The organism is Lentzea alba (genome assembly GCF_047445655.1).
GTDB lineage: Bacteria > Actinomycetota > Actinomycetes > Mycobacteriales > Pseudonocardiaceae > Lentzea > Lentzea alba_A.
Map to the genome: position 1 here is coordinate 10,431 of NZ_JAJAEG010000042.1, position 13,942 is coordinate 24,372.

A 13,942-nucleotide genomic window follows, 5' to 3' on the forward strand; every position below is an offset into this window, starting at 1 on the left:
GCCATGTTCACCACAACCCGTGCCGCCACAGGCTGGGTGCACACGTGCGTACCCACCCGCGACGCTCGTCGCCGCAGGTCACGTCAGCTCCAGAGCACCGAACGGCCGACCTCTGGCACAGGGCTTTGCAGGCGTTGTTGTCGGCCTCGGCGCCCCGCTGACATGCCGAACCCACCCCGTCCGCGGGCGGCCGATGCGTGGATAGGCATCACCCGATCGGGTGTTGTTGTACGCAAGAGCAGGGACGCCCCATTCGCTTGTCCGTGCCATCTGGATATGGAGGCCCGACAAGCTGAAGCGAGTGGCCGATCGTGACCGCTTCGGATGTGTCGTTGGAGGCCGACGATCGCGGCGGCGCTGGCTCGTTGCAGGAGACGTTCTCTCCCTCGGACCCCACCAACACCACAGGCGACTATCTGATCGTGACCCTGTTGTCGACCGGGCTGGCCCAGATCAAGGCGAACCAGGTTCGGCGCGACACCGATCGTGGTGTGGTCAGCACGCGTCAGCTGTCGCGTCCTGAACTGCTGCCGGCGCCGTGGCGGGCCGGGTTTACCCGCTTGTGGTGGCGTTTCCTGCAAGCCGGACTTGTGCCGCCCGAGGACGACCTGACGTTGTTCGAGTTGTGCCGCGCTCCGTTCGTCGAGTGGGATCTGCCGTTGGAGCTGTCTGACACCGACCGTGAAGCGAGTCTGCTGGACGGGGACGAGCTCAGCGAGCTGGCGCGGGAGGCCGCGAAGCTGGGCGTGCGCGATGCCGAAGCAGACTTCGTCGAGGAGCAGAGCTTCGCCGTACTCAAAGCCGTGGCCGCGATGAACGCGACCACCGACGAACAGGCTCAAGCCAACTATGAGCTGCTGCGCCGGTTCCTGATCGATCACACGGTGATCTCCGACAAGCAGGTGCGCGACCTGATGCGCCGCTTCCCCGCGCCAGGGGCCAGCGGGCAGCCGTATGTGCAGTCGTTGATCGACACCGCCTACGAGCGTCATCACTCCCCTGCGCCGACAGTGACCGTGCGCTGTTGTGGTGGCTGCGGCAACCCGCTGGCTGTCGACAGCACGAGTTGCGGCACCGCCGGCTGTACGGGCACCGCGACGACGCGTGAGCTGCGGGTGTTTGACGCCTACTTCGTGCAGCACCGCGGTGTGCGCCGCTACATCCACGATGCCGGTCTGCTCGAGGTGCGCTTGTACGACACGCTGCGCGCCGAGTTGTCCGAGCGGGTCGTGTTCCTGCAGCCGTGGCCGGGGCGCGATGCCTTCGACCTGCTCGTCGCTTTTCTCGACCCGGCCGATCCCGATCCTCGCCGACCAGTTGAGGTCTGGGGCGCGGACGGAAAGGACCACGCCAGCCCGAGCCTGCTCGCGATCGGGTTCCGGTGGAAGCACAACCCGCGGTGCGACCGGCGCTTCCTGGTCCTGCCCATGCATCGAGTGCGGCAGCTGGGGTACGTGCGCGACCTGGAGACCGAGCTCGAAGGCCGCGACAACGGTGTGAAGGTCATCGACGAGGAGGAGTTCGTGCGCCGAGTCATCGCCCGTGCCCGGCAGATCGGTGGTGGCGCATGAGGGAGACGTCCAACTGGTACGGCAAGGTGGCCACCGAGATCGAGGCCACAGATCTGCTGCCCGATGACATCACGCCAAAGGAGTTCTTCTCCGTCGAGCTGGGCCTGTACTTCCTCAGCCAGCATTACCCGGACGAGCCGATCGGGGCGCTGTGGCCGCTGATGTCGGGCTACGTCGCCTGCAAGCCGGGTTTGGAGCCGGTGGTGCGCAGGCTACGGCTGTTGATGGGCGACATCGGCCGCAGCAACTTCTTCCCGTTGTGTCTGGACAAGTACCGGCGCGCACCCGCGCGGATCCGCGGGTTCGAGCGCACCGACGATCCGATCCGACGAGTCACGGACATCAGTACGTTCTGCCGTCAGAACCCGAGCCTGTGCCGAGACCGATGGGACGCCTACCGCGACGCGCTGGCCGATCCCGTTCCATACCGGGCTGTAGTCGTGCGGGAGCCCGCAACGCCTGGCCACAGCTACACGTTCGGCCGGCGCGACGGTCGCACCGAGACCGTCACGATCCCCGACATCGAGGTTCCGCCCCCACCAGCACCCCTCATCGCGGTCGAGTCCCGCGTACGGGAGGCGGTCGGCATCGATCGCGACGATCTGCGCGCAACAGCCGCCTGGATCGACCACAAACTCGCCACGACACCCGGCGCCCCCAAGAACGGCAACTACCTCGGCCGGTGGGACACCAAGATCACCGACTGCGTGCTCGACCTCGACAGCGCCGAGCTGGTCACCAAACCCCAGCGGATCCTGCTCGACGGCGTGACCCACGAGGTCGGCCTCATGAACAGCGGCAAGTCCACCAAGGCGCTCATCCTGACCGTCAACCGCGTCCACGCCGGCCAGCACGTCACCCTCGTGCTGGAGTCGGTGATGAAGACCTACGAGATGGTCTCCCTGCTCCAGCACCTCGGCATCAACGCGGTGCCGCTGGTCGGACGGTCGGGCCGGTCTCATCACGCAGGCGCCTACTGGCAGTCGACGCTGTCCACCTCGCCGACCACGTTCCCCACCACAGCTGACCCGGCCGCGGCGTTCGTCAACTCCGCGTGCCTGCTCGATCCGCACCGTCAGATCGTCGATCCGGACTACGCACCATTGGAACCGGAGGACTTCCCCTGCCGGTCACGTCTGCGCCCGCTGGCCTCGGACGTGCCGGACAAGCCCGCGGACTGCCCGCTGATCTCGGTCTGTCCTCACCAGCTCGCGGAACGCAACATCGTCGACGCCCAGGTCTGGGTCACCACCCCTCAGGGGTTGTTGCGGAGCAAGGCGTCCCCGGCGACGGAGAGCATGCTGTGGCTGGAGGCGTGCCAGCACCACACCGATCTGATCATCGTCGACGAGGCCGATCGCGTACAGAAGGTCTTCGACGACCATTTCGTGCAGTCGGAGCTGCTGGTCGCCGCAGACCGCGGGTGGGCGGATGCCACCTTGATCCGCTCGTTGCAGGGCCTGAATCGGCAGGACCGGCTTCCCATGCGCCACAAGGAAGTCCGGCTGTTCTGCCGCCTTGGGCGCGAACTGCTGGAAGCGGTCGACGAGCTGTACAGCCTGCTGGTCAGCGACGACCCCGACGGCGGGCACGAGCGGCTGCGCGAGACGCTAGACAAGAATCCGTTCACCGGCTACAGCCTGCTGCGGCGCCTGACCTGGGCACTGTTCGGCCTGCCCTACGGAGAAAGCACGGAAGCCGAACACGAGCAGGCCGCCGAGGACTTCTTCCGAGAACACCTGGAAGACCTCGCGCTGCGGCCCCTCGACCGCCCCTCCGACGACCTGACGGAGGTCACCGAGGCCGTCATCGGCCGCTACCGGGTCAACGACGACCTCGATGCCCTGGACGCCTGGCTGCTGGACCACGCGCCAGCGGACAACCAGCTCGCGGTCAAACACAACCTCGGCCACCTGCGGCTGCTGTTCCAATCCGCGCTGTGGAGCAGCCGCATCACGACCTTGTTCCTGCAGATGTCCAACCTCTACCCGGCGGTCGCCGACATGCTGGACCTGCCCGACGCGGAGACCTTCTGGAAGGACCAGCCGCCAGCCGACTACCAACCACTCGTGCCCGAAGCTCTGATGGGCAACCTGATGGCGCTGCAGTGGACGCGCAAGCGCACCGGCAGCACCGGTGACCTGCGCCTGATGTGGGTTCGCGGCGTCGGACGCTGGCTCATCCACCATCTGCACGACCTGCTGGAACCAGAAGGCATCCAAGGGCCGCACGTCCTGCTCACCTCAGCGACCAGCTGGATGCGGAACTCCTCGCTGTACAACATCGACATCCCGCCCACCAGCGTCCTACGGGAACCGGAGGAAGACAGGGCCGCGCTACGACTCTCCACAATGGAATATCTGCCGTCCCACGATGCGACAGGCAGGCCGGTGTTCGTGTCCGGACGGCAAGGTGACGACCGTGAGGAGGCGCTGCGTCGCGTCACAGCACATCTGCTGCGCGAACGTCCAGGGCAAACGCCGTTGCTCGATCAAATCCGGCAGGGCCTGGCCCCCAACCGCCAGCAGGTCCTGTTCACCACGCTCAGCGGCGATGACGCCGAGTCCTCCGCGCTGTACGCCAACCGCAACACCAGCTACACCGCACGACACGTGATCCCCAACAACCTGCAGCCGGGCGAATACGGATTGCACCTGCGGCAAGTGCACACCTTCGGCGAGCTGGACGTCGACGTCCTGATCGCCGCCGAACTCGCTATCCAGCGAGGGCACAACATCCTCAACACCGACCGCGTCGCCGCGCTCGGCGCGTTGCTCTATCTCGCCCGACCCCACCCACCAGCGTCCGACCTGTCCTTCCCCCTGTCGCTGGTCAACCGCGACGCGATGCGAGCGCTGCTGACACCGGTCACCAACCCGGAATCGGTGGCAGGTGCCGGACGGGAACTGCGCCGCGACCTGCGCCGTCATTGGCACGAACTGCTCGGCGAACAGGTCATCTTCCGGCGGCTACGCGGTCGCGCTCACCGGGCCTTCGTCGCCAACGCGTTCGCCTCGATCTACCAGACCATGGGGCGCACCATCCGCGGCGGCACCGCCACCCAGGTGTACTTCTGTGACGCGGCGTTCTCACCCCGCAACGCCGAGCGCGGCAACACCACCTCCGACACCGTCCACACCAGTCTGCTCGTCGCCATCGCCGCGCAACTGGCGGACATGCTCGCCGATCCCCCACCCGACGCGCCGCTGACACGGCGGCGTGACCACGTCATCGACACCACGCTCTACGAACTGGCCCACCACCTGTTCAGCAGCATCAGGTGGCCCGACAACAGGCGGAACCCGTGACCCCCATCTCCCCGCAGACCGACAGCAGCGCCGACAAGACCTCGATCACCTTCACCGCTCTGGAATTCGGCGCGCCTGGCCCAGTACTGCGCTTGCGCACCGCCCCATTCCCCGCCGGGTGGCTGCGGATTCTGCGTGAGCAGTGGTACGCAGACCCGGCTCACCGCCACAAGAACCTGCCGACCTACTCGCTGGTCGAGATGGTGTCCAGTTTGGACGCCGACATCCTCGCGATCGGACGCGATCTCGAAGACCCGCGGTGGATTTGCGCGCACCACGATGTCGACGACGACGTGCTGCTGGCCGCGGTGGCCGCCTGGGCGGCGACCGCGATCACTCCCAAGCAACCCGGTTTGGACTGGGAGGCCATGCTCGGCGGCACGACCCTGGAGTGGGACGGTGACGACATCACCCTCGCCGAGTGGGACACCCACCCCAACGGCACCGCCAAGCTCGCCGCCCATACCTACCAGCTGCTGCCCGCCTACCTCGCCGGGCTCGTGGTCGATGACGGGCTGACCATCCAAGGCAAGCACCGCACGTTCGTCCTCGGGCCACTGGACTCCAATGGCGAACGCGGCGCGGTGTCCTGGCCACCAGAACGCATGCCGGACAAGGCCACCGGCGATGCCCTGTGGTCCTACAAGATCACTTTCCATGTGGAGACCATCCCCGGCCACCCGGCACCCCGCATCCACGCCGAGCTGAGCGTCGTCCGCTTCGCCTATCTCCCGGTGCGCTATGTGCCGGGCAAACCGAAACGGGTCACACTGTGGATGCACGCCGGCAACGGGTTCCTCCGCTCACGGGAGAGGCCGACCCTGCTCGCGGCGACCGCGATGCGCCGTCACGTCGACGGCCAGTGGCGGTGGGCATGGGACGCCGGCTTGTCGCGGGCGTTGGCTCATCTGACGACACGCGCGTTCCCGGACGCCGACGGCGTGCTGGCCGACCCCGCGCACTTCGGCGCACCACGTGATCAGAGCCGCGGACAGGACTCGATCACCTCGCTGGTGCTGTACCGCACCGGCATGAAGATGCAGCGCCCCGTCCCGAACACGCCGGCCACGGGTGGCGAGGACAAGAAGTCCAAGACGGTCACGCACGCCGCCGGGGTCGGCTTCCAGCCCGTCGACCACATGGACGTCCACGAACAACTCCAGGCGCTGCTCGCCCCAACAGGACTGCGGTCAACGCCCACGCTCGCGCGTGAGACCAGCAAGGCGGTCACCCGGCGGCTCCCCCGCCACCAACCGCCGGACCAGGACTACCACCTCGAGCTGTGGCATCAGCCGGGATCCACCCACCAAGCCATCCTGACCGCCATCACCCACCCCTACGGCCTCGGCCTCACCCCCGCACCGAGCGACGACGCAGACACCCTGCGGTTCACCGGTGACTACTCCCTGACCGTGACCAGCCACACCGTCGGCGGTCTAGCCGCCGGGATCCAGGCCCCGCAACCCAGCGACGACGATCCCCGCACCGAGCTCGCGGTCCGCGTCGCCCGCGACGAACGCCTCGGCGACATCATCAGCGCGCTGCCCGCGCGCTCGCGGCGAGTCGCCGCAATCGTCGAGATCGACCAGCCAGCCATGTTCTCCCGGCTCAACCAGCACGACCCGTACCAGACCATCAAAACCGGCTACGCCAAACGCGGCCGGCTTCCGCAATGCCTGCACCCCATCCAGGAACAACCACCGGCCACCGACGACGAGCAGGCCCGCAAGCTCGCGGAGGGAACCCCGTTCCTCAAGGGTGACATCAAGCGCGCCGCGGCTGCGGTCCTGGACAGCCTCCGGCAGGTCGGCCGCAGCGCGATGCTGCCCCAACCTCCCGGCATCGACGGCCCGTGCGAGCTGACCGGGGTGTGGCTCGAACGCCACTCCGGACGATGGGTCCCCCTGATCGTGCGCGCCACCACCACGGGCGAGATCCGCGCCCAACTGGTCGACGTCGGCGACATCGCCTACGCCGACTTGCCGGCCGCACTGGTGGCCGGTCACGGTCGCCTGGACCAGGACTACGCCACGAGCCGTGAGCAACTGGCACAGTTCCTCATCGGCGCCATCAATCCCCGCGCCACGCACGACCGGATCGTCATGGTGCGCTCAGCCAACCTGCGCAACCGCGGCTGGGGCTGGCTGCAAGACCAGCACATCTCCTACGACGAACTGCTGCTCCCCGGCGTCGACCCCGCCGACACCGCCAACACCCCGTTCAAACCTGGAGACCTTCCAGGCCTGCGAATCGTCCGGCTACGCGAACGCACTACCGGCGGCGAAGTGTCACGCGCGTTCGTGTCGTACATGGAGAGCATCCACACCGAAACAGGCCCGGATGCCGAGGCGGTCGAGGTCCGCAAACTCGCCAGGATCAGCGGCGTCTTCCCGTTCAGCGATCGGGTCTTCTACGGCATCGCGCCGCGATCCGACCAGGCCCAGACTCCGATCAACCTGACCAAGCTGGATCCTGACAAGCCCCGCAACGCCATCAAGGCCGGCTGGAACCCCAACCCGCTGGAGATCATTCCCGCGTTCCTCCAGCCGCACGACGAGGCCCTGCACATGGCCGAGTACGTCCAGATGCTGCGGCGAGCCCACCTGCACACCACCATCGCGACCCAGATGCCACTCCCTGTGCACGAGGCCAGCCTCTCCGACGAGTACCTGATCTGAATGCACTCCGCGTGGGTGTGCCGGCCGTACATGACCCGGCACACCCACGCGCTGCTCACTGTCGAATCCGGCCTGCAGCTTCTCCATCCCATCGTTGGTCCGCTGCACCCACGCCCGTCTGCGGCTGCAAGGGGTACAACGGGGGCGAGCGTCGACCCTCCTAGCTTTTCATGCACGAAGGCTGCGCAAGCCACACAGTCATAGCGGGCGAGAACTGCTCAGGTCACGACTGAGGCAACATCTCGCCTGGGGGCTGAACTCACCTCGTCAAGTAACCCGAGCACGACGTCCGGCGATCTTCATCGTGATGGAACAGTCCGCCATGACCTGCGACGACGGGCCGGGCCACGCAAATTGTCGTACCCGTGGTGGAAGATACTTCTGCTAGTCAACACGGTGCAGGGGAGGCAGCGGGGTGACGGAGGATCCCAGGCTGGCCGCTGAGCAGCGCGCGCGAGTGCTCATCGACCAGCAATTGGCTGATGCCGGGTGGCTGATCCAGGACCGGAAGCACATCAACTTGTTCGCCGGGCTGGGCGTCGCGGTTCGCGAAATGATCATGGCCAAGGGGCACGGCCGCGTCGACTACCTCCTCTACGTCGACAAGCGGGTAGTTGGAGTCATCGAGGCCAAGCCGGTGGGCACCACCCTGTCCGGCGTCGAATGGCAGTCCGCCATGTACGCCGAAGGACTGCCCCCCGAGGTGCGACTGAAGGCGCTGACGGTGGACGGGCGCCTGCCTTTCGTCTTCGAGGCCAGCGGCACCGAGACCCACTTCACCAACGGATACGACCCCCAACCACGGTCCAGGCGGCTATTCAACATCCCCAAGCCGGAGACGTTGGCCCGCATCCTGCGGGACGCCGAGCGCGATCCGGCCCGGCCGACCTGGCGGGCCAAGGTCAGAACCTTGCCAGCGCTGAACGAGCAACCGATGCGCAAGGCCCAAGTCGCCGCCATCCGCGGGATAGAGAAGTCGCTGGCCGAGCAGCGTTTCGACCGCTCGCTGGTGCAGATGGCCACCGGCGCCGGCAAGACCTACACGGCGGTCACCGAGTCCTACCGGCTGCTGAAGTTCGGCGGCTTCAACCGGGTGCTGTTCCTCGTCGATCGCAACAACCTCGGTGATCAGACGATGGCGGAGTTTCAGAACTACCGCACGCCCGACGACGGTCGCCGCTTCACCGAGATCTACAACGTCGACAAGCTCACGGGCGCGGGGATGCTCGGCTCCACCCAAGTGGTGATCTCCACGATCCAGCGGGTGTACAAGGCACTCAAGAACGAGGACGTCATCGAGGGCGACGACCCTGGCCTGGACGGCTACGTCCCCGATGCGCCGGTCACCGTCGCCTACAACCCGCTGCTGCCGCCGGAGACCTTCGACCTGGTAATCGTGGACGAGGCGCACCGGTCCATCTACGGCGTCTGGCGAGGGGTCCTGGAGTACTTTGATGCCCACGTCGTTGGCCTCACCGCCACGCCCGGCAAGCAGACATTCGGGTTCTTCCGCCAGAATCTGGTCTCCGAGTACACCTATCCCGAGTCCGTGGCCGACCTGGTCAACGTCGACTTCTACCTGTACCGGATCAAGACCCACATCACCGCCGACGGCTCCTCGATCGAGGCCGGCACGGTCGTTCCGATGGTCGACCGCCGCACACGTGTGCAACGCCTGGAGGCGCTCGACGAGGACCTCGTCTACACCAGCAGGCAACTGGACCGCGCAGTGACCTCCACCAGCCAGATCCGCCTGGTATTGGAGACCTTCCGCGATAAGCTGCCCGAGATCTTCCCGGGTCGTTCAGCCGTGCCCAAGACTCTCATCTTCTGCAAGGACGACAACCATGCCGAGGAGGTCGTCACCACCGTGCGGGAGGTATTCGGCAAAGGCAATGACTTTGCTGCGAAGATCACCTACAACGCAAAGGACCCCAAGGGGCAGCTCCAGGCGTTCCGCACCTCGACGGTCCTGCGGATCGCGGTCACAGTGGACATGATCGCCACAGGTACCGACGTCAAGGCGCTGGAGTGCGTGTTCTTCATGCGCGACGTGCGCTCGGCCCAGTACTTCGAGCAGATGAAGGGTCGCGGCGCGCGCACCATCTCCTCGGCCGACTTCCGTGCGGTTACCCCGGACGCCACCGAGAAGACCCGGTTCGTGATCGTCGACGCCGTGGGTGTCACCGAGCACGATTTCGTCGACCCGCCCCTGAACCGGCAGAAAGGCATCAGTCTGAAGAAGCTGCTGGACAAGGTGGCCACGCTGACCCTCACCGAGGACGAGACCGCGACCCTCGCCTCGCGCCTGGCGGCTTTGGAGTTGCAGCTCACGCCAGCAGAGCGGGCCGAGTTGGACCAGGTCGCCGGCGCCTCCGTCCAGGCGATCGTTCGTGGCCTCGTGGACGCGGTCGATCCGGATAAGCAAGCCCACGCCGTTCAAGGGGCCGCCGACCCGGCTGCCGCCATTCAGCAACTCCTCGATCGTGCGATCGAGCCACTGGCGGCCAATCCCCAACTGCGCAACCGGATCCTCGAACTACGGCGCGCTCACGACCAGATCATCGACGAGGTCAGTGTGGACGTGCTCCTGGACGCACACGGCGTGGTTGACACCGACCGTGCTCGGTCCCTTGTCGAAAGCTGGTCGCGGTACCTCGCCGAGCACCGCGACGAGATCACCGCGATCCAACTGATGGCTGAGGCACGCGAACGCCGTATCTCCTTCGATGACATCCAGGAACTCGCCGACCGGATCAGCCGCCCGCCCTACAACTGGACCCCCGAGGTGATCTGGGCCGCGTACGAGGCGCTTGAGGCTGGCCGTGTCCGGCGCAGCACCCGGCACACCCTTACCGATTTGGTGTCCCTCATGCGATTCACCATCGGCGAAGACCAAGAGCTGGTCCCATACGCCGACCGCGTGCGTGAGCGCTACGCTGCGTGGCTTGTTCAGCAAGAGCAGGCCGGTGTCTTTTTCAGCGAGACCGAGAGGTGGTGGCTCGATCGCATGGTCGAAGTAGTCGCATCGTCAGCGGGCATCACTCCTGGGGACCTCGACCAGGCACCCTTCATCGAGCGCGGCGGTGCCGACGGTGCCCTCCGCGACCTCGGTGACAAGACAGTCAAACTGATTGATCAACTCAACTCGGAGCTGACCGCGTGACGTCCCTTCCCGCCGGCTGGACGGTCGTACCACTCGACTCTCTGCAGGCGTCCGAGCCCCGCGCGATCACCGATGGCCCCTTTGGCTCGAACCTCACCAGCGCGCACTACACCGACCGAGGTCCACGAGTGGTCCGCCTCCAGAACATCGGTGACGGCGTCTTCAACGACGCGAAGGCTCACATTTCCCAGGACCACTTCGAAACGCTCCGCAACCACGAGGTGCTTCCGAACGACCTCCTCATCGCGTCGCTCGGGGAGACTCTGCCTCGAGGCTGTCTCGCCCCACCGTCGCTCGGAGCAGCGATCGTCAAAGCGGATTGCATCCGAGTCCGTTTGTCTCCCGACGTCGACCCGCGTTGGGTGATGTACTCGCTTCAGCGTCCAGCCGTCCGCCAATGGGCCGAACACCATCGCCACGGTGTGGGGCGACCGCGACTGGGACTGAAGGTAATCCGCCAGATCCCGGTGCCACTTCCACCACTTGGCGAACAGCAGCGGCTCGTGGAGATCCTTGAAAACCACATCTCCCGCCTCGACTTTGTGCGGTCGACATGTACGGCCACGATCCAACGCCTGACCCGCCTTCGCCAGGCGGAACTCAACGCCAAGTTCGGCCTGAATGACGGTGACACCGTAACGCTCGGCGATCTGGTAACGGGCATTCAGGCAGGACGATCCGCAGGAGGTTCTGCCCCGCCTGCCCAGGAGAACGAGTGGGGGATCGTCAAGGTCAGCGCGATGACCTGGGGCGAGTTCCGCCCACAGGAGAACAAGGCGGTACCCAAATCACTGGTGAACCCGGACTTCGAGATCATGCCTGGTGACCTCCTCGTCAGCCGCGCCAACACGAGCGAGTACGTGGGTGCGCCGGTCCTTGTGGGTGAGGTGCGCCGACATCTTCTGCTCAGTGACAAGAGCCTGCGGCTCCAGCTACGGGCAGAGGTCGACCCCGAGTGGCTCTGGAGGGCCCTTCAGGCACCCAGTGCGAGGCGCCAAATCTCGGCGGCTGCCACCGGCACCAAGGACTCCATGCGGAACATTTCACAGAAGTCCCTGCTAAGCGTTCGATTGCCCAAAGCCGAGCCGGATGTCCAGCGCTGGCTGGCGAAGGCATATGCTGAGCGCGATTTGGAAATCAAGCGAATCGAACAAGCTGCAGATTCTGGACGACGGCGTGTGGCAGCGCTCCGCCGCGCCGTGTTGACTGCTGCATACTCGGGAACGCTGACCGATAACATCGAGGAGCTTGCTGGTGTCTGACGCGCGCCGGTTGGTCGACAAGCTGTGGTCCTACTGCAACGTGTTGCGCGACGACGGCGTCGGCACGATTGAGTACGTCGAACAGCTCACCTATCTACTCTTTCTCAAGATGGCGCACGAACGTGCCACCCGCAAACTCAATCCACAGCAGATCGTTCCCCCGGAGTACTCCTGGCAGACGTTGCTCGACGCCAAGGGCGATGCGCTGGAGACCCAGTACCGGCACATCTTGGAAGAACTCGGGAGGCGGCCCGGTGTTCTGGGGACGATCTTCCGCAAGGCGCAGAACCGGATCCAAGACCCCGCGAAGTTGAAGCGGCTCATCGTCGACCTCATCGACAAAGAGAATTGGTCGGCTACCGGTACCGACATCAAGGGCGACGCCTACGAGGCACTTCTGTCCAAAGGGGCAGAAGACATTAAGTCCGGTGCCGGCCAGTACTTCACCCCTCGCTCGGTGATCCAGGCGATTGTCGACTGCGTCCAGCCGACGGTGAAGGACACCGTGGTTGACCCGGCCGCAGGAACGGCAGGCTTTCTTCTCGCCGCGCACGAGTACGCCTCCCGCGGGTCGGAGTCGATGACCCGCACCGAGAGGGACCACCTCCAACACGACTTCGCCTACGGCTACGAACTTGTCGACGGAACGGCACGCCTTGCCGCAATGAACATGCTGCTGCACGGCATCGGAAGCCCAGCCGGCGACTCGTTGATCGAGGTGCGTGACGCACTGATCGCGGCCCCCAGCCAACGTTGGTCGGTTGTCCTGTCCAACCCTCCGTTCGGCCGAAAATCTTCGTTGACGATGGTGGGAGCTGATGGCCTGGAGGCCCGCGAAGACCGCGAGATCGAACGCCAGGACTTCGTCGTCACCACGTCGAACAAACAGCTCAACTTCCTTCAGCACATCGCCACGATCCTGGACATCAACGGCCGCGCGGCCGTCGTACTCCCGGACAACGTGCTATTTGACGGCGGCGCAGGCGAGACGCTGCGGCGCAAGTTGCTCCGCGACTTCGACTTGCACACCATGCTGCGCCTGCCGACCGGCATCTTCTACGCCCACGGCGTCAAAGCGAACGTGCTGTTCTTCGACAAGAAGCCGGCGGCCGAGCGTCCCTGGACTGACCAGCTCTGGATCTATGACCTGCGCACCAATCAACATTTCACACTCAAGCAAAACCCGCTGCGCCGTCAACACCTGGATGACTTCGTCGACCGCTACGCACCGGGAAAGCCGCGCTCCGAGCGCATCGAGTCCGAACGATTCAGGCCGTTCACCTACGACGACCTTATTGCACGCGACAAGGTCAACCTCGACATCACATGGCTCCGTGATGAGTCACTCGAAGACACCGACAATCTCCCGGCACCGCACCTCATTGCCCGCGAGATCATCGAGGACCTCACCGCCGCGCTGGTCGAACTCGAAGCCGTCGCCGCGGCGCTTGAGCCGTCATCCGTCGGAACGTCAGACTGAACCCCGCTTCGACACCGAAATCCGTCGGCCATACGGGTGATCCACGACGTGTGTCTCCACGACGTGGATCACCGTTGGTCAGGCGGCTTGACCTACCTCGCGCCGACAGCTGTCCGCACACGACGGCGAATCAGATCGCCGTAGGGTTCGTCGTCAAGTTCGGCACGATCGGGGCTTGGACGGTTACTAGTCAAGCGCCAGATCGCGTCGACTCCGGGCGTCGCCGCACAGGCAGGGCAGTGCACATGAACCTCGCCCTCCACATACGTTGCCCGGCCGACTCCGGGTACGAAGACATGGCGCCCGCCTTTGCAGGTAGCAGGCAGGACGGCGATCGTCGTGCCGTCCTGGTCGACTCGGTAGCGCAGTGCGCCGTCCGGCGCGGGGGGTGAAGGCGGTGGAGTCACGTCGGCAAACTACCACCGTGCTCGCACATATGTTCGACTCGCCTGGAATCTGGCGGGTTCGCCGCAGTGC

6 protein-coding genes are annotated in these 13,942 nt (G+C 65.7%); all 6 read left to right on the plus strand.

All coding sequences use genetic code 11. The features are described from left to right. The first annotated feature begins 311 nt into the window (after positions 1–311). Positions 312–1,571, plus strand: coding sequence for a hypothetical protein (locus LFM09_RS43820; RefSeq protein WP_414102547.1), 1,260 nt, complete (start codon positions 312–314; stop codon positions 1,569–1,571). Beyond that, entirely contained in the window at positions 1,568–4,879 is a 3,312-nt protein-coding gene (locus tag LFM09_RS43825; RefSeq protein ID WP_414102548.1) for a hypothetical protein, read from the plus strand. The genes LFM09_RS43820 and LFM09_RS43825 overlap by 4 nt, the downstream gene beginning before the upstream one ends. Further along, positions 4,876–7,557, plus strand: coding sequence for a pPIWI_RE module domain-containing protein (locus tag LFM09_RS43830; protein ID WP_414102549.1), 2,682 nt, complete (start codon positions 4,876–4,878; stop codon positions 7,555–7,557). Before LFM09_RS43825 ends, LFM09_RS43830 begins: the two co-directional genes overlap by 4 nt. Positions 7,558–7,972: 415 nt before the next feature. Further along, positions 7,973–10,723, plus strand: a complete 2,751-nt coding sequence (locus tag LFM09_RS43835; RefSeq protein WP_414102550.1) for a DEAD/DEAH box helicase family protein — start codon at positions 7,973–7,975, stop codon at positions 10,721–10,723. Further along, positions 10,720–11,985, plus strand: coding sequence for a restriction endonuclease subunit S (locus LFM09_RS43840; RefSeq protein WP_414102551.1), 1,266 nt, complete (start codon positions 10,720–10,722; stop codon positions 11,983–11,985). The genes LFM09_RS43835 and LFM09_RS43840 overlap by 4 nt, the downstream gene beginning before the upstream one ends. Beyond that, a complete protein-coding gene (locus LFM09_RS43845) occupies positions 11,978–13,465 on the plus strand; it encodes an N-6 DNA methylase (RefSeq protein WP_414102552.1) in 1,488 nt (495 codons plus the stop codon). The genes LFM09_RS43840 and LFM09_RS43845 overlap by 8 nt, the downstream gene beginning before the upstream one ends. The last annotated feature ends 477 nt before the right edge of the window (positions 13,466–13,942 follow it).